The organism is Cellulomonas xylanilytica, from assembly GCF_007989805.1.
In the GTDB taxonomy this organism is placed as follows: Bacteria; Actinomycetota; Actinomycetes; order Actinomycetales; family Cellulomonadaceae; genus Cellulomonas; species Cellulomonas xylanilytica.
Genome location: NZ_BJUB01000013.1, coordinates 122,100 through 141,419, shown reverse-complemented (window position 1 = coordinate 141,419; position 19,320 = coordinate 122,100). Strand labels below are relative to the sequence as shown.

At 71.7% G+C, this 19,320-nt stretch carries 18 protein-coding genes and 1 tRNA gene; 12 read left to right on the top strand and 7 right to left on the bottom strand.

Annotated elements, in window-relative coordinates; genetic code table 11:
* Position 1 precedes the first annotated feature (1 nt).
* A complete protein-coding gene (locus CXY01_RS18425; protein ID WP_186813464.1) occupies positions 2 to 544 on the top strand; it encodes a phosphohydrolase in 543 nt (180 codons plus the stop codon).
* 14 nt (positions 545 to 558) lie between these two features.
* The gene (locus tag CXY01_RS18420; protein WP_146930472.1) at positions 559 to 921 is read left to right on the top strand and encodes a hypothetical protein; all 363 of its coding nucleotides are present in this window, start codon (positions 559 to 561) and stop codon (positions 919 to 921) included.
* Between the two features lie 118 nt (positions 922 to 1,039).
* On the opposite strand, the gene CXY01_RS18415 is transcribed toward CXY01_RS18420, so the two are convergent.
* Positions 1,040 to 1,122: transfer RNA gene (locus tag CXY01_RS18415), tRNA-Leu, on the bottom strand.
* A gap of 192 nt (positions 1,123 to 1,314) precedes the next feature.
* On the opposite strand from CXY01_RS18415, the gene CXY01_RS20955 reads away from it, so the two are divergent.
* Genes CXY01_RS20955 through pknB form a run of 7 tightly spaced genes read left to right on the top strand, consistent with a single transcriptional unit; the run spans position 1,315 to position 10,029 of the window.
* Positions 1,315 to 2,025 carry an FHA domain-containing protein gene (locus CXY01_RS20955; RefSeq protein ID WP_186813463.1) on the top strand — a complete coding sequence of 237 codons (711 nt, stop codon included), beginning with the start codon at positions 1,315 to 1,317 and terminating at the stop codon, positions 2,023 to 2,025.
* 9 nt (positions 2,026 to 2,034) lie between these two features.
* Complete coding sequence (locus CXY01_RS18405; protein ID WP_146930469.1) at positions 2,035 to 2,559, top strand: FHA domain-containing protein FhaB/FipA; 525 nt, start codon at positions 2,035 to 2,037, stop codon at positions 2,557 to 2,559.
* A 5-nt stretch (positions 2,560 to 2,564) separates the two neighbouring features.
* Complete coding sequence (locus CXY01_RS18400) at positions 2,565 to 3,893, top strand: Stp1/IreP family PP2C-type Ser/Thr phosphatase (RefSeq protein ID WP_146930466.1); 1,329 nt, start codon at positions 2,565 to 2,567, stop codon at positions 3,891 to 3,893.
* Positions 3,894 to 3,903: 10 nt separating this feature from the next.
* The gene (locus CXY01_RS18395; protein ID WP_146930463.1) at positions 3,904 to 5,340 is read left to right on the top strand and encodes an FtsW/RodA/SpoVE family cell cycle protein; all 1,437 of its coding nucleotides are present in this window, start codon (positions 3,904 to 3,906) and stop codon (positions 5,338 to 5,340) included.
* Complete coding sequence (locus tag CXY01_RS18390; protein ID WP_146930460.1) at positions 5,337 to 6,788, top strand: peptidoglycan D,D-transpeptidase FtsI family protein; 1,452 nt, start codon at positions 5,337 to 5,339, stop codon at positions 6,786 to 6,788. Before CXY01_RS18395 ends, CXY01_RS18390 begins: the two co-directional genes overlap by 4 nt.
* A complete protein-coding gene (locus tag CXY01_RS18385; protein ID WP_146930456.1) occupies positions 6,785 to 8,035 on the top strand; it encodes a serine/threonine-protein kinase in 1,251 nt (416 codons plus the stop codon). The genes CXY01_RS18390 and CXY01_RS18385 overlap by 4 nt, the downstream gene beginning before the upstream one ends.
* Positions 8,035 to 10,029: a Stk1 family PASTA domain-containing Ser/Thr kinase gene (pknB, locus tag CXY01_RS18380; protein ID WP_146930453.1), complete on the top strand. Its 1,995-nt coding sequence runs from the start codon at positions 8,035 to 8,037 to the stop codon at positions 10,027 to 10,029. The genes CXY01_RS18385 and pknB overlap by 1 nt, the downstream gene beginning before the upstream one ends.
* 51 nt (positions 10,030 to 10,080) lie before the next feature.
* Here the strand turns inward: pknB and CXY01_RS18375 are convergent, their stop codons facing one another.
* From CXY01_RS18375 to CXY01_RS18365, 4 genes are read right to left on the bottom strand one after another with little or no spacing between them, the layout of a single operon-like run.
* Positions 10,081 to 10,704 (bottom strand): aminodeoxychorismate/anthranilate synthase component II, encoded by a 624-nt coding sequence (locus tag CXY01_RS18375; RefSeq protein WP_146930450.1) that lies wholly within the window; start codon positions 10,702 to 10,704, stop codon positions 10,081 to 10,083.
* A 1-nt stretch (position 10,705) separates the two neighbouring features.
* Positions 10,706 to 10,864, bottom strand: coding sequence for a hypothetical protein (locus tag CXY01_RS20950; RefSeq protein ID WP_186813462.1), 159 nt, complete (start codon positions 10,862 to 10,864; stop codon positions 10,706 to 10,708).
* 31 nt (positions 10,865 to 10,895) lie between these two features.
* Complete coding sequence (locus CXY01_RS18370; protein WP_307724413.1) at positions 10,896 to 11,699, bottom strand: class E sortase; 804 nt, start codon at positions 11,697 to 11,699, stop codon at positions 10,896 to 10,898.
* On the bottom strand, positions 11,696 to 12,520 hold the full coding sequence (locus tag CXY01_RS18365) for a DUF881 domain-containing protein (RefSeq protein ID WP_146930447.1): 825 nt from the start codon (positions 12,518 to 12,520) through the stop codon (positions 11,696 to 11,698). The genes CXY01_RS18370 and CXY01_RS18365 overlap by 4 nt, the downstream gene beginning before the upstream one ends.
* Before the next feature lie 221 nt (positions 12,521 to 12,741).
* On the opposite strand from CXY01_RS18365, the gene CXY01_RS18360 reads away from it, so the two are divergent.
* Positions 12,742 to 12,990 (top strand): cell division protein CrgA, encoded by a 249-nt coding sequence (locus tag CXY01_RS18360; protein WP_146930444.1) that lies wholly within the window; start codon positions 12,742 to 12,744, stop codon positions 12,988 to 12,990.
* A 418-nt stretch (positions 12,991 to 13,408) separates the two neighbouring features.
* On the opposite strand, the gene CXY01_RS18355 is transcribed toward CXY01_RS18360, so the two are convergent.
* Positions 13,409 to 14,206 carry a rhomboid family intramembrane serine protease gene (locus tag CXY01_RS18355; protein WP_246125480.1) on the bottom strand — a complete coding sequence of 266 codons (798 nt, stop codon included), beginning with the start codon at positions 14,204 to 14,206 and terminating at the stop codon, positions 13,409 to 13,411.
* A gap of 73 nt (positions 14,207 to 14,279) precedes the next feature.
* A complete protein-coding gene (locus CXY01_RS18350) occupies positions 14,280 to 14,819 on the bottom strand; it encodes a peptidylprolyl isomerase (RefSeq protein ID WP_146930438.1) in 540 nt (179 codons plus the stop codon).
* 141 nt (positions 14,820 to 14,960) lie between these two features.
* Here CXY01_RS18350 and CXY01_RS18345 point away from each other — a divergent pair, with 141 nt between their 5' ends.
* Complete coding sequence (locus CXY01_RS18345) at positions 14,961 to 15,914, top strand: hypothetical protein (RefSeq protein ID WP_186813461.1); 954 nt, start codon at positions 14,961 to 14,963, stop codon at positions 15,912 to 15,914.
* Positions 15,915 to 16,105: 191 nt separating this feature from the next.
* Positions 16,106 to 19,261: a glycoside hydrolase family 9 protein gene (locus tag CXY01_RS18340; RefSeq protein ID WP_146930435.1), complete on the top strand. Its 3,156-nt coding sequence runs from the start codon at positions 16,106 to 16,108 to the stop codon at positions 19,259 to 19,261.
* Positions 19,262 to 19,320 lie beyond the last annotated feature (59 nt).

Here is a 19,320-nt window from a genome sequence, read left to right as displayed (position 1 = left end):
CGTGGAGGTGACGGACGCAGTGTTCGACCTCGATGCTGCCGTGGCGCTGGCGACGACGGCGCACTCAGGACAGACCGACAAGGCCGGTGAGTCGTACATCGGCCACCCTCTGCGGGTGATGGCACGCGTCACCGGAGACGACGCGCGCATGGTCGCCGTCCTGCACGACGTCATCGAGGACACTCCCGTCACGGCAGCGGACCTGCTGGCTCTCGGCTGCCCGACGGCTGTCGTCGATGCGGTCGTCGCCCTCAGCAAGCGGCCCGGTGAGACGCTCGAGGAGAGCATGCGACGAGTCGCCGACCATCCCCTCGCGGTCGTCGTGAAGCACGCCGACCTCGACGACAACTCCGATCCTCAGCGGCTGGCGGTCTTGCCGCCCGACGTCGCCGACCGCCTCCGTGACAAGTACCGCAGAAGCCGCGAGCTGCTGGCGTCCTTCGCAGATGCACCGGTCGCAACGGATGAGGCCATGAGCAAGGCACCCGCGAATCGGTGGAGACCTGAGGCGCTCGCACCGAACCACCCGTCCGCGGAACAGTGAAGTCCGCCTATCTCGTGTCGCTGAGCGAGGCATTCGAGGTCGACGTGCTGCAGGCCGCGGCAGGCTTGGGCGCCGACGTCCGGAACGATGTCGCACAGCTGCGGGACGACCAGGACAGGCTCGTCACGGTCTTCGGTGGTCTGGGCGCGCACGATGCGCCCGACTGGCGTGCGGGCCTGTCGGCGGCCCCTGGTTCAGGGCCGCTCCCCGACCTGAGCACAGCGACGGCGGTGTCGATCGAGTGCAGGTGGGAGGACCTGTTCGTCTCGTTCGTCGGCCGGCTCGCCGCGCTCCTACCGAACCCGTCGTGGGTCGTGGACGGCGACGGTGTCGTCTGGCCGGCCGCGCAGGTGGACCCGAGCGCCGTGCGGCTGTGACCGTGCGGTGGCCGTCGAGCTCAGCGCCACGGACGAGGAACGACGAAGCTCCCGGTCAGATCACTCTGACCGGGAGCTTCGGTACTTCACGAGCAGTTCTGAACGAACCACCCACGTGTGCGCGAGGGGGGATTTGAACCCCCACGCCCTTTCGGACACTGGCACCTGAAGCCAGCGCGTCTGCCGTTCCGCCACTCGCGCGCGCCGCAGAACATTAGCACGACGACGGGGCTGGTTCTGCACACCGGTGGAGGCCGCGGACCCGTGCGGGTGAGACGCCGCGCGGACTTCACCGGCTTCCAACCCGGTACCGGCGCGTCACAGTTACGATCAAGGCGGATTGCGGGTAGGGCAGCTGCACGCAGACGTGCACGAGGGACTGGGGAGGTGGGCGTGGGCATCCTCGACAGGTTCGAGAACGGCGTGGAGCGGGTGGTCAACAACGCCATCGCCAAGGCCTTCAAGAGCGAGCTCAAACCGCTCGACCTCTCGAGCGCGCTGAAGCGGGAGCTGGACGACCGGGCGGCTGTCGTCGGGCGGGACCGGACGGTCGTGCCGAACGAGTTCACGATCGAGCTCGCCACTGCCGACTACGACCAGGTGGAGTCGTGGGGTGCGGAGGCGTTGGCGGACGAGTTCGCCAACAACGTCACGGACTACGCGGCGAGCCAGCGGTACGCGTTCGTCGGTCCGGTGACGGTGTCGTTCAGCGAGGACAGCGAGCTGGAGGCGGCACGGTTCCGGGTGCACAGCGCGACGGTGCGCGGAGCGGTGGCGCCGGCGTCGGCGTCGTCGGCACCCAGTGCGCGGCACCCCCTGGTGGACATCGACGGTCAGCGCTACATCCTCACGGGCCCGGTCACGGTCATCGGGCGCGGCTCGGAGGCGGACATCATCGTCGACGACCCGGGCGTCTCGCGCCGGCACCTGGAGATCCGGGTGACGGGCGACGGGGTGGTCGCGACGGACATGGGCTCGACCAACGGACTCTTCGTCGAGGGCCACCAGGTTCCGGCCGCGACCCTGCTGGACGGCAACACGCTGACCATCGGGCGCACCCGGATCCTGTTCTGGACAGGCGGCGAGCCGGACCTGGACGAGTGACGCCACCACATGAGTGAACTGACGATCACCCTGCTGCGGCTGGGTTACCTGGCTCTGCTGTGGGTGCTCGTGCTCTTCGCCATCGGTGTGCTGCGCCGGGACCTGTACGGGACGAGGATCACGGACCGGCGCCGCCGCAAGGCTGCCGTTCCGGCTGCTGCGGCGGCTGCTGCGGTCGCGACGGAGCCCGCCAGGCCGGAGACGGCGCCCACCCGGACGCCGCGTTCGGCGCGCAGCGGGAGCGGTCCGAGCCGGCTCGTCGTGACGGAGGGTCCGCTGCGCGGCACGATCGTCCCGCTGGGCACGTCGTCGGTGCTCATCGGCCGGGCACCCGGCTGCACGCTGGTCCTGGACGACGACTACTCGTCGTCGCGGCACGCGCGGATCTTCCCCCAGGACGGTCAGTGGCTCGTCGAGGACCTCGGCTCGACGAACGGGACATTCGTGGCGGACCAGCGCGTCGAGGCTCCGACTCCCGTCCCGACGGGTACACCCGTCCGCGTGGGTCAGAGCGTTCTCGAGCTGCAGAGGTAGCCCCGGTGTCCGTCGCACTCAGATATGCGGCGCGGTCCGACGTCGGACTCGTGCGCTCCAACAACCAGGACTCGGCGTACGCCGGCCCGCACCTGCTGATGGTGGCGGACGGCATGGGCGGGCATGCGGGCGGCGACGTGGCGTCGTCGGTCGCGGTGGCCGCGTTCGCGCCGCTCGACGGCGAGTCGCACGGTCCGGACGACGCGCTGGACCAGCTGGAGACGGCGCTCGCCGACGCCCGCGACGAGATCATCGCGCGCAGCGACGCCGACCCGGAGCTGAGCGGGATGGGCACGACGGTGCTCGCCATCCTGCGCGCCGGCAACAAGCTGGCGATGGTCCACCTGGGCGACTCGCGCGGCTACCTGATGCGCGACGGGGTGCTGACGCAGGTCACCACCGACCACACGTTCGTGCAGCACCTCGTGGACATCGGCCGGATCACACCGGAGGAGGCCGAGCACCACCCGCAGCGGTCGGTCGTGATGCGGGTGCTGGGCGACTTCGACCCGGAGGTGACCCCGGACCTGTCGGTCCGCGAGGCGCGCAAGGGCGACCGGTGGCTCCTGTGCTCCGACGGCCTGTCGGGGTTCGTGAGCGCGGAGACCATCGAGGAGACGATGGCGACGATCGCCGACGTCGACGCGTGCGCGGACCGGCTGGTCCAGCTGGCGCTGCGCGCCGGCGGCGGGGACAACATCACGGTCGTGCTGGCGGACGTGGTCGAGCTCGACGACGTCGCCGACGGTCAGGGCCCGACGACGAACGCGACGGTGGTCGGCGCGGCGGCGCTGAGCCGGAACGACCCGACGTCCGCCGCCGACGGTCCGGCGATGCGGGCCGCGGGTCTGGCCCGTGCCGCGCAGGCCGAGGACGACGCCGAGGCCTCGGCCCCTGCGGGCGGCGTGACCGCCGAGGACGACGACGAGCCGCGTCCCCCGCGCCGCTGGCGCACGGTCGCCGTGTGGCTGGGCGTCGCGGCGCTGGTCATCGGGGCAGCCGCGATCGCGTACAGCTGGACGCAGACGCAGTACTACGTGGGGGTCGACGACGAGGAGGTCGTGATCTTCCGCGGGCTTCCGCAGACGCTCGGCCCGGTCGCGCTGTCGTCCGTCGTGGAGCGCACCGGGACGTCCGTCGACGACCTCGACTCGCGCTACCTGCGGGAGCGCGTCGAGCAGACGATCCACGCCGACTCCCTCGACGAGGCCCGCGACCTGGTCGCGATGCTCGAGGAGGACACGGTGGCCCCGTCGCCCCGTCCGTCCCCCAGCGCCTCCCCGACCGTGACCCCCACCCCCACCTCCGTCCCCACCGGGACGGCCGCACCGTGAGCCGCGCGTGATGGCTACCGTCCAGCCGCACCGGGTGCGGGCCGGCCGGGGTGTCGAGCTCGGCCTGCTGCTGCTCGCGCTCGCCATCGGCGTGGCGTCGTACGCGCTCGCCGGCATCGGCACCACCGACGAGGTGCCGCCCGACGTCATCGGCTACGGGCTCGGCATGGCCGCGCTCGCCATCGGCATCCACCTGGTGCTGCGCTGGCGGGCACCGTTCGCGGACCCGGTGATCCTGCCGATCACGGTGGCGCTGAACGGCATCGGGCTCGCGATGATCTACCGGATCGACTTCGCCTACGCGGCGCGGGGTCGCGAGGACACGTTCGCGCAGCGTCAGCTGGTGTGGACGGCGGTCTCGGTGATCCTCGCCGCCGCGGTGATCGTCTTCCTGCGCGACCACCGCACGCTGCGCCGGTACACGTACACCGCGATGATCGCCGGTCTCGGGCTCGTGCTGCTGCCGCTCATCCCGGGGCTGGGCGTGAGCATCAACGGCGCCAACATCTGGGTGCGGGTCGGCGGCGTCGGCTTCCAGCCGGCGGAGTTCGCCAAGATCGCCTTCGCCGTCTTCTTCGCGGGCTACCTGGTGACCCATCGCGACACCCTGGCGCTCGCCGGGCCGAAGGTGCTGGGCCTGCAGCTGCCGCGCCCGCGCGACCTCGGGCCGATCCTCATCGTCTGGGGCGCGTCGGTGGCCGTCCTGGTCCTGGAGCGCGACCTCGGCACGTCGCTGCTGTTCTTCGGCCTGTTCGTCGCGATGCTCTACCTGGCCACCGAACGGCTCAGCTGGGTGATCATCTGCCTGCTCCTCTTCGTCGCGGGGGCGGTGATCGCCGCGGGTGCGTTCTCGCACGTCGCGGCGCGGTTCGACGCCTGGCTGCACGCGTTCGACCCGGCCGTCTTCGACCAGAGCCCGGGCGGTTCGGGTCAGCTGGTGCGCGGCCTGTTCGGCATGGCGAGCGGCGGCCTGTTCGGCACCGGCTGGGGCCAGGGACGGCCCGACCTGGTGCCGTTCGCCGAGTCCGACTTCATCGTCGCGTCCCTCGGTGAGGAGCTGGGCCTGACCGGCCTGCTGGCCATCCTGCTCTGCTACGCCATCCTGACCGAGCGCGGCATGCGCACCGCGATCGGGGTGCGCGACGGCTTCGGCAAGCTGCTCGCCGGTGGGCTCGCGTTCATCGTCGCGCTGCAGACGTTCGTCGTGGTCGGCGGGGTCACGCGGATCATCCCGCTGACCGGCCTGACCACCCCGTTCATCGCGTACGGCGGCTCGTCGCTGGTGGCCAACTGGGTCATCGTCGCGTTGCTGCTGCGGATCTCCGACGAGGCGCGTCGCCCGGCACCGTCCATGAAGCCGTCCCTGACGCCGGTCGCGGGGACTCCGGTCGTCGGCGGCAGCAACGAGGACGACCAGCCGACCGAGCTCATGCGGGGGGTGCGATGAACACCCCGCTCCGCCGCCTCGCCACGGTTGTCCTCGTCATGTTCGTCGGGCTCATGGCCAGCGCCACCTGGGTGCAGTACTTCCAGGCCGACCGCCTCAACAACGACAGCCGCAACGTCCGCACGCTGTACCGGGAGTTCGGCAACGCCCGCGGGCCCATCCTCGTCGGCGGGGAGCCCATCGCGCTGTCCACGAAGGTCGACGACGCCTACGGCTACCAGCGCTCGTACTCCAACGGTGACCTGTTCTCCGCCGTGACCGGCTTCTACTCCGTGGTGAACGGCCGCTCGCAGCTGGAGCGGGCCGCGAACGAGGAGCTGACCGGCCGGGGGGACCGCCTCTTCTTCTCCCGCATCCGTGACCTCATCACCGGCAGCCAGCCGGAGGGTGCGGCGGTCGAGACGACCATCAACGCCGCCGCGCAGCAGGCCGCGTTCGACGGCCTGGCCGGCCAGCAGGGCGCCGTCGTCGCGCTCGAGCCGTCGACCGGCAGGATCCTCGCGCTCGTCTCCACGCCCGGGTTCGACCCGAACACGCTCGCGTCGCACGACATCACGGCCGCGAGCGCCGCCTACCAGGGGCTCGATGCCGCCGAGGGCAACCCGCTGCGCAGCAACGCGACCCAGGAGCGGTACCCGCCGGGCTCCACGTTCAAGCTCGTCACCGCGGCGGCTGCGCTCGAGAGCGGCCAGTTCACGCCCGCGAGCACCCTGCCCGCCCCGGTCCGCCTCACGCTGCCGCAGACGTCCGCGACCGTCGGCAACTTCGGCGGCGGCGGCTGCGGCGCCGACCCGATCTCGCTGGCCGACGCGCTGCGGGTCTCCTGCAACACGTCGTTCGCGCAGCTCGGTCTCGACGTGGGCGCCGACGCCCTGCTCACCCAGGCGGAGCGCTTCGGGTTCAACGACCCTGACCTGACCATCCCGATGCTGGTGGCCGAGAGCGTCTTCCCCGCGGACATGGACCAGCCCGTCACGGCCCAGTCCGCCATCGGGCAGCGCGACGTGCAGGCGACCCCGATGCAGATGGCGATGGTCTCGGCCGGGATCGCCAACGGCGGGCAGCTCATGACGCCCTACCTGGTCCAGACCGTGCGGTCGGCCGACCTGCGGTTCGTCGACGAGACCGAGCCCACGCTGTACTCGACGGCCACCTCGCCGGGGACGGCGGCCGCGCTGCGGGACATGATGGTCGGCGTCGTCGAGAGCGGCTCGGGCACCTCCGCGCAGATCCCCGGGGTCCAGGTCGCCGGCAAGACGGGCACGGCGCAGACGGCCGACGGGCAGGCGCCGCACGCGTGGTTCACCGCGTTCGCACCGGCCGACGCCCCGCGCGTGGCCGTCGCGGTGATCGTGGAGCACGGCGGGAACGCCGGCAACGAGGCGACCGGTGGGCGGGTCGCCGCGCCCATCGCGAAGGCCGTCATCGAGGCGGTGCTGGGCTCGTGAAGACGGCATCGGGTCTCCTGCTCGGCGAGCGCTACCGGCTGGTCCGGCAGATCGCCGTCGGCGGCATGGGCGAGGTGTGGGAGGGGTACGACGACGCTCTCGCCCGCCCGGTCGCCGTCAAGGTGCTGCGCTCGGAGTTCGCGGGCGACCGCGGGTTCCTCGAGCGGTTCCGCACCGAGGCCCGCAACTCCGCGTCCCTGTCGCACCCCAACATCGCGCAGCTGTTCGACTACGGCGAGCAGGAGGGCTCCGGCTTCCTCATCATGGAGCTGGTCGTCGGGGAGCCGCTGTCCGACCTGCTCGAGCGCGAGCCCGTGCTGCCCACCCGCCGCCTGCTGCCGATCCTCGCGCAGACGGCTCGGGCCCTGCACGCGGCGCACCTGGCGGGCGTGGTGCACCGGGACGTCAAGCCGGGCAACATCCTGCTGGGCCGCGGCGGCCGCGTGAAGATCACCGACTTCGGCGTCTCGCTGGCGCGCAACCAGGTCACGATGACGGCGACCGGCATGGTGATGGGCACCGCGCAGTACCTGTCGCCGGAGCAGGCCGTGGGCAAGCCCGCGACGCCGCTGTCGGACCTGTACTCGCTGGGGATCATCGCGTACGAGGCCCTCGTCGGGCACCGGCCCTTCACGGGGCCGACGGCGGTCGACATCGCCGTGGCCCACGTGAACAACCCGGTCCCGCCCCTGCCGTCCAGCGTCGACAAGCCGCTGGCCGCCCTCGTCCTGCGGCTGCTGTCCAAGGAGCCGTCCGCGCGACCGGCGTCGGGCGAGGAGCTGGCCCAGCTGCTGGACAAGCTGGTCCCGCGCACGCCGCCGTCGGGCATCCCCGTGCTGATCAGCAAGATCCAGCGCACCCCGGACACCTTCGCGACCGCGTCCACCTCCGTCGCCGCACCCGCCGGTCCTCCGCCGTCGTACCCGCCGCGCCGTGAGCGCCGGTCCGACGAGCCCTCCGGACGTGCGGCGGCCCGCCGGGCGTCGACGACCACCGGCGCCCGGCTCGGCCGCTCCGGCCGGCTGTCGTGGCCGCTCCTCGCGCTCGCCCTGCTGCTCATCGGCCTGCTCGGGGCGGCTGTCGCCAACCAGCTCCTCAAGGCGGACGGACCACCGGACGGTGGAACCCGGCTCGTCGCGTCGGCGGCCCACTACCCTCGTGCCGATGCCCCGGATGGGATGATCACCCCCAACGGGTACGCAGCGTTCGCTGCCGGCCCCGCATCGACTGAAGCAAAGGACGCCTAGTGGTGGACGACGGATCCCGCACCCTCGCCGGACGGTACGAGGTCGGCGAGCTCATCGGCCGTGGTGGCATGGCCGAGGTGCACATCGGCCACGACACCCGGCTCGGTCGCACGGTGGCCATCAAGATCCTGCGCTCCGACCTGGCCCGGGACCCCTCGTTCCAGAACCGGTTCCGCCGCGAGGCGCAGTCCGCCGCCGCGCTGAACCACCCCGCGATCGTCTCGGTCTACGACACGGGCGAGGACGTCTTCACGGAGCCGACGGGCGTCGTCGCCCACGTCCCGTTCATCGTCATGGAGTACGTCGAGGGCCACACCGTCCGCGACATCCTGCGGGACGGCCACGCCGTGCCCATCGAGGAGGCCGTGGAGATCACCTCCGGCGTCCTCTCCGCGCTCGAGTACTCGCACCACGCCGGCATCGTGCACCGCGACATCAAGCCCGCCAACGTCATGCTCACCCCGACGGGTGCGGTCAAGGTCATGGACTTCGGCATCGCCCGCGCGATGGCCGACTCCGCCGCGACCATGACCCAGACGCAGGCCGTCATCGGCACCGCGCAGTACCTGTCCCCGGAGCAGGCGCGCGGCGAGACCGTCGACGCACGCTCCGACCTGTACTCCACCGGCTGCCTCCTGTTCGAGCTGCTCACCGGGCGCCCGCCGTTCACCGGCGACTCGCCCGTGGCCGTCGCCTACCAGCACGTCCGCGAGGCCGCGCCGGTGCCGTCGACGTTCGCCTCCGACGTGCCGGACTCGCTCGACCGCATCACGCTCAAGGCGCTGGCCAAGGAGCGCGACTCCCGTTACTCCAGCGCCGCCGAGTTCCGCTCGGACCTGGAGGCCGCCGTGCGCGGCGGTGCGGTCGGCGCGCCGGCGGTCGGGGCGCTCGCCGCTGCGGCCCTGGTCGCGACGCCCGCCACCGAGGCCACGCAGCTCATGGCGCCGCCCGTCGCGACGACCCAGGCGATGCCACCGGCCACCTCGCCGTGGGCGTCCACCGGGGCCACGGTCGCGTCGACCACCGGCGGGCCCGTCGACGAGGACGAGCCGAACAAGCGGCCGTGGCTGCTGCCCCTGCTCATCGGCATCGCGGTGCTGGCGGTCGCGGGGATCGTGGCCTTCCTCATCGCGAACGGGCAGAAGGACGCACCGGCGACGACCGTGGACGTGCCGGCTGTCGCAGGCCTGACCGAGGCAGCGGCCAGGGACGCGATCGAGGGCGCGGACCTGATCTATGAACGCGTCGACGAGGCGAACGACGATGTCGAGGCCGGCCTCGTCATCCGGACCGACCCGGCGGAGGGCACGCCGGTCGAGAAGGAGTCCTCCGTCACGGCCGTCATCTCCACCGGACCGGCCAGCCTGGCCGTGCCCGACGTCTCCGGGCGCACGGAGCAGGAGGCGACCGACATCCTGGAGGACGCCAACCTGGTCGTCTCGGCCAACCGGCAGGACGACGACAACCCGGCGTTCCCGCAGGGCCAGGTCACCAAGACCGATCCCGCGTCGGGCACGTCGGTGAGCGCAGGGTCGACCGTCACGCTGTTCGTGTCCACCGGCAACGTGCTGGTGCCGGACGTCACGGGCAAGACCAAGGCCGAGGCGACGCAGATCCTCAACGACGCCAAGCTGCAGGTCAACACGTCGTCGGTCGAGTCCGCGAACACGCCCGACACGGTGGTCGCGCAGGACGTCCCGCCCAACACGCCGGTCAAGCAGGGACGCGTCATCAACCTGCAGATCGCGGTGGCGCCGACCACGGCGACCATCCCGGGCGACCTGGTGGACAAGCAGTACGACCAGGCCGTCCAGCAGCTGGCCGCGCTCGGGCTGACCAACGTCAACCGGATCGACGACCCGTCCGACAAGCCCGTCGGCACGGTGCTGCGGACCGATCCCACGGCCGGCGACGAGGTCCCGCTGGACCAGCAGATCGACATCCACGTCTCGAAGGGGCCGGGGAACCAGCCGACCCCGACACGAACTCCGTAAGCACCACGACCAAGGGGCCGTCCCGGCTGGGACGGCCCCTTCGTCGTGCGGTCAGAGGCGGACGAGCGGGTGCAGGCCCTCGGACCGCGCCACGGCCTGGTCGTCGCCGCAGATCTCGAGCCAGTTGGCCAGCAGGCGGTGACCGCCCTCGGTCAGCACCGACTCGGGGTGGAACTGCACTCCGTGCAGCGGGAGGTCGACGTGCTGCAGCCCCATGATGATCCCGTGGGCAGTAGCGGTGACCTCCAGCTCGTCGGACACGGTGTCGTTCACGACCGCCAACGAGTGGTACCGCGTCGCGGTGAACGGGTCGGAGAGGCCGGCGAGCACGCCCTCGCCCTTGTGCTCCACCTGGCTGGTCTTGCCGTGCATGAGCTCCGGGGCGTGCGTGACGGTACCGCCGAACACCTCGCCGAGGGCCTGGTGGCCGAGGCACACCCCGAGCATCGGCAGAGCGGCGTCCGCGCAGTCGCGGATGACCTGCATGCTCTGCCCGGCGTCGGCCGGGGTACCGGGACCGGGGCTCACCAGGACGCCGTCGAAGCCGGCGCGCTCCGCCACGGGCGGCACCGCGTCGTTCCGGACGACGACCGTCTCGGCGCCGAGCTGGTTGAGGTAGCCGACGATCGTGTAGACGAACGAGTCGTAGTTGTCGATCACCAGGATTCTCGTCACGTCACTCACCCACCGTGGTCTCGTTGAACGGCATGAACGGCGCGACGGCCGGGAACACCCACAGGAAGCACGCCGCCAGCACGGCGAGCGCCGCGACCGTGAGGATCAGCGCCCGCACGCCGGCAGGCCCGGGCAGCCGGTGCCACAACCATCCGTACATCAGCGTCCTCCGTCCCGCCTGCAGGTGACCATCATGCGCCACCGGCGAGCTCGGCCGGGATCCCGTCCGACGTGGGCGCCCAGTAGTCCAGGACGCCGTGCACGATGAACCGCTCCCGGGCGGAGAACATCGGGTGGCACGTGGTCAGCGTGATGAAGCGTTCCGTGGGCAGCGCGCCGGGTTCGTTCGGCACCGGTGCGATGACGCCGATCTCGGACGGATCCACCACCTGCGTCGAGGTCACGCGGTAGACGTACCAGATGTTGTCGGTCGTCCGGATGACCAGCGGGTCCCCGACCTGCAGCTCCTCCACCCGGTTGAACGGCTTGGCGTACGTGGTCCGGTGGCCGGCGACCGCGAAGTTGCCGAGGTCGCCGGGCATCGCCGTGCCCTCGTAGTGCCCGGCGCCGAGCACGTCGAGCACGGTCGCGCGGTCCGTCCCCTGGCTGATCGGACGTTCCGGCTCGCCCACCCAGCGCGGCACCTGCATCGTCGCGAACGTCGTGCCGTGCACGGGTTCGGCCATGACGGGCGGCTCGTCGCGTCGCGGCGGCGCGATGACCGGACCCGCCGGTACGCCGGCGCTCGGCGTGGCGGTCGGCACCGGCTCGAACGGGAGCTCGGCCACGATCTCGGCCTGCGCCCGGTTGCCGACCACGTCCGTCCACCACAGCTGCCAGAGCAGGAACGCGAAGAGCAGGACACCGAGCGTGATCAGCAGCTCGCCGATCACCCCGACGACCCCGTACACCACGTCACGCGCGTGGCTCCGGCCGGCCCTGCGGCGGTCCCGCCTGCTGAGCGGAGCCGGCTCGGTCGTCGTCCCGCTGCTCACTGCTTGTCCTCGGATCCCGGCGTCGTGGGCTCGGTGCTGGCCTGCTGCGCCGCCTCGGCGGCCTCCAGGCCCGGCAGGATCTCCACGCCCTCGGGCACCCGCGCGGCGGTGAGCTCGGTGGCCCCCGAGTACGCGGCGAGCTCGAGCGGCTGGTCGGCGTCGGTCACGGACCAGCCGAGCCCGACCTCCGCGGCGTCGCGCAGGTAAAGCTGGACCGCCGGGGACGCGTTCAGACCCTTGCGCAGGTCGTCCGGGTTCCCGATCGCCCGCACCACGTACGGCGGCGAGTACACGCGGCCGTGCAGCTTGAGGACGTTGCCGACGCACTGGAACGCGCTCGTCGAGATGACGCGCTGGTCCATCAGGGTCATCGCCTCGGCGCCACCGGCCCACAAGGCGTTCATCACGGCCTGCAGGTCCTGCTGGTGCACCACGAGGGAGTCCAGGTCGACGTCCTCGCGGCGCGGGGAGTCGACGGGCGCGTCGTCGAGCCGCACGGTCACGCCGGGTCCCGTGACGGGGCCACCTCCGCCCTCGACCACGTAGGCGATGCTGGGCTCCCCGACGGCGGTCCCCGCGTTCTCGCGGGCGGTCAGGTCGTCGACGACCGCGCGCAGGCCGTCGACCTCGGTCGACAGCCGCTCCACCCGGTTGGTCTCGACCTGCGTCAGCTCCTTGAGGTCCTGCGGGTGCCGCTCGCCGGACGCGCGCGCGAACTTGGCGTTCGCCGCGAAGAGTGCGCCGGACAGCGCAAGGACGAGCGTGACCGACAGCGTTCCGCGCGCGATGAGGCGACGCGCGCGGTGCGGGCGGTCGGTCACGAACGGCTCCTCGGGCGTGCTGGCCTGGTGCGTCTCGGGCTACGGCTGACACGTGCGGCGTCGAGCGTGCTACACGCGGGCACTACGCTAGGTCACGATGCGACGGGTCCGTGACGATGCGGCCCCTGCGCAGCATGATCGACCGCCCCATGACCACGACGTCACCCGCGTGGTCCCCCGTGGCCCGAGGGCCGCATCGCCGCAGGACAGGAGCACCGGACGTGCCTGAGTCGAAGTCGCGCAAGAAGGCGACGTACACACCGCCGCCCGCCAAGTCGACGGGACCCAAGGTCAACGCGCCCTGGTTCCTCCCCGTGATGCTCGGGCTGATGATCCTCGGACTGATCTGGATCGTCGTCACGTACCTCACGCAGTCGCAGTACCCGATCCCCGGCATCAACCAGTGGAACCTGCTCATCGGGTTCGCCTTCATCGTCGCCGGCTTCGGCATGACGACGCGCTGGCGCTGACGCCGCTCGTCCGTCCGTAGGCGCCGTCCGCAGCTCGCGGCCGGCGCCTTCGTCGACCCCGGTGCGGTTCGGAGCGTCTGGGGCCGTGCCCGCTTCGTCCCCACCTCGGCACCGTCGGTCCCGTCCACAGGCATGGCGGCTGACCTGCGGGAACGCCGGCACTGTCCCCAGTGGTGCACAACTCTGTGGATAACTACACGGGTGTAGTTCCACAGGTGTGGGAAACGATGGGGATGGCGTCGACGTCGTCGAAACCGGCTCTCAGCGCGATCGTGAGGGGCGCGACCATCGGCCACGGGAGCGGGGGCCGGTTCGGTGGCGCTCAGTTCACCGCTCGACGACGAGGTGGGGCCTCGTCGTGACGGGCAACGCACCGTGTCTCACGGAACCGGCGCCGGCCAGGGGAACGGTCAGCGCGTCAGACCGCGAAGGCGCCGATCGACGCGTAGGTCAGCAGGGTGGCGCCGAGCAGAAGGGCGCCCAGCGCCACGGGCGCGAGGATCGCGACCAGCCGCCGACGGGCGGGCGGCGCATAGGCGTACGCGGCCGCGAGCAGGCCACCGGTGACCAGACCACCCACGTGGGCCTGCCAGGCGATGTTCGACATGACGAAGCCGAGGGCGAGGTTGATGCCGATCAGCACGAGGATGCCCCGGACGTCACCGCCCAGCCGCTTGCTGACGACGAGGATCGCGCCGAACAGCCCGAACACCGCGCCGGAGGCACCGACGCTGCTCGTCGCCCAGCCGTCCGTGGCGGTGGCCAGCAGCACCGAGCCGACGGACCCGCCCACGGCGGACATCAGGTAGAGCGTGATGTACCGGGCGCGGCCGAGCGTGTTCTCCAGGGTCGGCCCGACGAACCACAGGGCGACCATGTTGAAGACGATGTGCAGGTACTGCCCGGGGGAGTGCAGGAAGGCGGCGGTGAGGAACCGCCACGGCTCGTAGAACGCGACGACCGGCTGGAAGAGCCAGCGCGTCGTCCAGTCCGGGACCACGAGCTGCAGGACGAAGCTGACGACGCACAGCCCGATCAGCGTGAGCGTGACGACCGGACGCCCCTCGTGCCGCACGCCGCCCAGAGCTGTGCGCGTCGTGGGCAGCGCCCGGGCCGCCTCGGCGACGCAGTCGACGCAGTGGATGCCGACGGCGGCCTGGCGCTGGCACTCGGGGCAGGTGGGCCGGCCGCACCGCTGGCACCGCACGTACGACACCCGGTCGGGGTGGCGAGGGCAGACCGGCGGCGCGACCGGCGCGCCCTGGTCGGGAGTCGAGCTGATGGCGGTCTCAGTCCTCGATGGTGATCGAGTTGATGACGATGTCCTCGACGGGACGGTCGCCGGGACGGACGCGCGTGCTCTCGATGGCGTCGACCACGGCGCGGCTCTCGTCGTCGGCGACCTTGCCGAAGATCGTGTGCTTGCCGTTGAGCCACTCGGTCGGGGCGACCGAGATGAAGAACTGCGAGCCGTTGGTGCCGCCGACCTTGCCGGTCGTGGGGTCGAGACGCTTGCCGGCGTTCGCCATGGCGAGGAGGTAGGGCTCGTTGAACGACAGCTCGGGGTGGATCTCGTCGTCGAACGTGTAGCCCGGGCCGCCGCGACCGGTGCCCAGCGGGTCCCCGCCCTGGATCATGAAGCCGGAGATCACGCGGTGGAACACGACACCGTTGTACAGCGGGTCGGTCCGCTCCTCCCCGGTGGTCGGGTCCGTCCACGGCGTCGATCCCGTGGCCAGCCCGGTGAAGTTCTGGACCGTGCGGGGCGCGTGGTTCGGGTACAGCTCGATCCGGATGTCGCCGGCGGTCGTGTGGAGGGTCGCAAACATGCGAGAAGTCTCGCACGCTGCCCCGTCGGGCCACCGGCCGAACGCAGCAATCACACAGGTACGCAGGCCACAGGCACTGCGCCACGGCGTGCGCGGTGGCAGAGTGGGAGTCCAGTGCAGCCGACGAGCCGGGAGCCGAGAATGCCGTTCACGAAGAGCCGCCCCAAGATCGACGTCGACACGGAGAAGCTGAAGGACCAGGCGGCCGACCTGGGCGCGACGCTCGCAGACGCCGCGAAGGTGGCGAAGGAGACCGCAGGGACCGCCGCGTCGAAGGCCGGGGACGCTGCCTCCCAGGCCAAGGACTGGACCACCCCGAAGGTCGAGCAGGCCATCGACTGGCTGCTGCCGCGGGTGGAGCACCTGTACAAGGAGAGCGTGAAGGCAGCCGCCCCCAAGGTGGAGATCGCCGCCGAGAGGGTCTCGCCCGCCATCGACACGGCCCACGACAAGCTGGTCGACGACCTGCTGCCCAAGCTCGTGGCCGCGATGAACGAGGCCGCGGTCCGGGCCGGTGCAGCGGTCGAGCAGGCTGCCGACAGCGCTGCGAAGGGTGGCAAGAGCAAGGCGGCCGCCCTCGCCGTCGCGGCGGAGGCGGCGTCGGGCAAGAAGAAGCACACGGGCGCGAAGGTCTTCTGGCTGCTCGCCGCCCTCGTGGGCATCGGCGCAGGGGTCGCGGCGTGGACGCGTTCGCGCTCGAGCGTCGACCCGTGGGCCGAGCCGTGGGAGCCGACGCCCGCCGGGTCCACGCACGGGCGCGTCGGTGACGCGGCCGACGCGGTCGGGGAGGCGGCGGGCAGTGCCGTCGCCAAGGGCCGGGACGCCACCCGCAAGGCCGCCGAGAAGGTCACGGCAGCGACGGACGCCGCCAAGGAGAAGGTCGCGGACGCCAGCGAGAAGGTGTCGGAGGCCACCGACGCGGCCAAGGAGAAGGTCGCGGGTGCCACGGACGCCGCCAAGAAGGCCACCACGCGCCGGGCGAAGCCCGCGGGCGCCCCGACCGACCCGGTGGTCGTGGACCCCGACGCCGGCCCGGTCGTCGACCCTGTCCCGGACCCGGTGCGGGACCTCGAGCAGGGTGACAGGCCGCTCTGACGCACGAACGCCGCACGGCCCCCGGACCGCTGGTCCGGGGGCCGTCGTCGTCTACCGAAACGTTTTGGCCGTTGACCCTCTGACCAAGCCCTCTGCACGATGCGCCAGGCGCGTCGTGCCGGGGCCGCAGCGAGGCGACGCCGGGGCCACCTGCCGACCCCTGTTTCTCCCGTGCCGTGGAAGAGGACCCCATGCCCCGCCCCAGATCCCGCGGTCGCGTCGCGATCGCGTGCACGACTGCATTCACCGTCGCCGCCGGCCTGCTCGTCGCGCCCCTGGCCGGTGCGGCCACCGCCGCGGACCCGACGTACAACTACGCCGAGGCCCTTCAGAAGTCGATGTTCTTCTACCAGGCGCAGCGCGCCGGCGACCTGCCCGCCGACAACCCCGTCTCCTGGCGTGGTGACTCCGCCCTGACGGACGGCGCCGACGTGGGCAAGGACCTCACGGGCGGCTGGTACGACGCGGGCGACCACGTGAAGTTCGGCCTGCCGATGGCGTTCAGCTCCACCATGCTCGCGTGGGGCGCGATCGCCGCGCCGCAGGGCTACACCAAGGCCGGCCAGCTCGACGAGCTCAAGGGCAGCCTGCGCTGGGTCAACGACTACTTCGTCAAGGCGCACACCGCCCCCAACGAGCTGTACGTGCAGATCGGGGACGGCGAGGCGGACCACAAGTGGTGGGGTCCCGCCGAGGTCATGACGATGGCACGGCCGTCGTACAAGGTCAGCGCCGCGTGCCCCGGCTCCGACGTCGCCGGGGAGACCGCGGCGTCGCTGGCGTCGGCGTCCATCGTCTTCAAGACCGACGACCCGGCGTACTCCGCCACGCTGCTGTCCCACGCCAAGCAGCTGTACTCGTTCGCGGACACCTACCGCGGCAAGTACTCCGACTGCGTGCCCGAGGCGGCCGCGTACTACAAGTCCTGGTCGGGATACCAGGACGAGCTGGTCTGGGGTGCCTACTGGCTCTACAAGGCGACAGGCGACGCCACCTACCTGGCCAAGGCGGAGGCGGAGTACACCAAGCTGAGCGTCGAGAACCAGACGACCACCCGGTCCTACAAGTGGACCGTCGCGTGGGACGACAAGACCTACGCGATGTACCCGCTGCTGGCCATGGAGACCGGCAAGCAGCAGTACGTCGACGACGCCAACCGGTGGCTCGACTACTGGACGGTCGGCGTCAACGGCCAGCGGATCCCGTACTCGCCCGGCGGCCAGGCCGTGCTCGACTCGTGGGGGTCGCTGCGGTACGCCGCGAACACCTCGTTCGTCGCGCTCGTCTACTCCGACTGGCTCACCGACCCGACCCGCAAGGCGCGGTACCACGACTTCGGTGTGCGCCAGATCAACTACGCGCTCGGCGACAACCCCCGCAAGTCCAGCTACGTCGTCGGCTTCGGAGCCAACCCGCCGCAGAACCCGCACCACCGCACGGCGCACGGCTCGTGGCTCGACTCGCTGACGCAGCCGGAGAAGACCCGGCACGTCCTGTACGGCGCGCTGGTCGGCGGACCGAGCGGTCCGAACGACACCTACACCGACCTGCGCTCGGACTACACCGCCAACGAGGTCGCCACCGACTACAACGCCGGCTTCTCCAGCGCGCTCGCGCGGCTGACCCAGGAGTACGGCGGCACCCCGCTGGCCGGCTTCCCCGTCGCCGAGCAGCCCGACGGCGACGAGATCTTCGTCGAGGCCATGCTCAACCAGCCTGCCGGTGGCACGTTCACCGAGGTCAAGGCCATGATCCGAAACCAGTCGGCGTACCCGGCACGCGCGCTGAAGAACGGCACGCTGCGGTACTGGTTCACGCTCGACTCCGGTGACTCGGCGGCGAACCTGACGCTCTCGGCCAACTACAGCGAGTGCGGCCCGCAGACCGCCAAGCCCGTCAGCGCCGGTGGCACGCTCTACTACGCCGAGCTCAGCTGCGTCGGCCAGAACATCCACCCCGGCGGTCAGTCCCAGCACCGGCGCGAGCTGCAGTTCCGGGTGACCGGTGGTTCCACGTGGAACGCGGCCAACGACCCCTCGTTCGCCGGCCTCGGCACCGCCCTGGCCAAGACGAAGGCCATCACGCTGTACGACGGCGGCAAGCTCATCTGGGGCACCGAGCCGACCGGGACGGTCACCGACACGACCGCCCCGAGCGTCCCGGGCACCCCCGTGGCAGCCGGCATCACCTCGACGGGCGCGTCGCTGAGCTGGACCGCCTCCACCGACGCGGGCAGCGGGGTCGCCGGGTACGACGTCTTCCGGGTCCAGGGCTCCACCTCGACCCTCGTGGCGTCGACCACGACCGCGTCCACCGTGCTGTCCGGCCTCACGCCGAGCACCGCGTACTCGTACACGATCAAGGCCAAGGACGTCGCGGGCAACGTCTCGGCCGCGTCGTCGGCCGGCACCTTCACCACCGCCGACCCGCCGGTCGAGGTGGTGGTTCCCGGTCGGCCGGGCACCCCCGTGGCGTCGGCCATCACGTCGAGCGGTGCGACCCTCACGTGGTCGGCGTCCACCGCCGGCACGTACCCGGTCGCCGGGTACGAGGTGCACCGCGTGGTCGGCACCACCGCGACGCTCGTCGCGTCGACCACCGGGACGTCGACGGCTCTCACCGGCCTGACCCCCGGCACGGCATACACCTACACCGTCCGGGCCAAGGACTCGTCCGGCAACGTGTCGCCCAGCTCGGTGGGCGTCACGTTCACCACGACGGCCGCCACCGACACCACGGCGCCGACCGTGCCGGGAACTCCGTCCGCCTCGTCGGTCACCCAGACCGGGGCCACCCTCACCTGGGCAGCCTCGGCCGACACGGGCGGCAGCGGGCTCGCGGGCTACGAGGTGTACCGGGTCCAGGGCGGCACCTCCACCTTGGTGGCCTCGCCCACGACGGCATCGACCATGCTCACCGGCCTCGCGGCCAACACCGCGTACACCTACGCGGTGCGAGCCAAGGACGGCGCCGGCAACACCTCGGCGGCGAGCCCGTCGGTCACGTTCACCACCCTGCCGACGACGTCCACCAGCAGCTGCGCCGTCACGTACTCGGCGAACAGCTGGAACGTCGGCTTCACGGGCAGCATCAAGGTCACCAACACGTCGACCTCACCGCTGACCTGGAGCCTCGCGTTCTCGTTCCCGTCGGGTCAGAAGCTGACCCAGGGCTGGAGCGCGACGTGGGCGCAGACGGGATCCGCCGTGACGGCGACCGGGCTCGGGTGGAACGCCACCCTGGCCCCGGGCGCCAGCACGGACATCGGGTTCAACGGGTCGCACACCGGCACCAACACGGCCCCGACCGCCTTCACGGTGAACGGGGCGACCTGCACGGTCGGCTGACCTGAGGCGACCGCGACGACGAAGGGCGCTCACCCCGCTGACCGGGGTGGGCGCCCTTC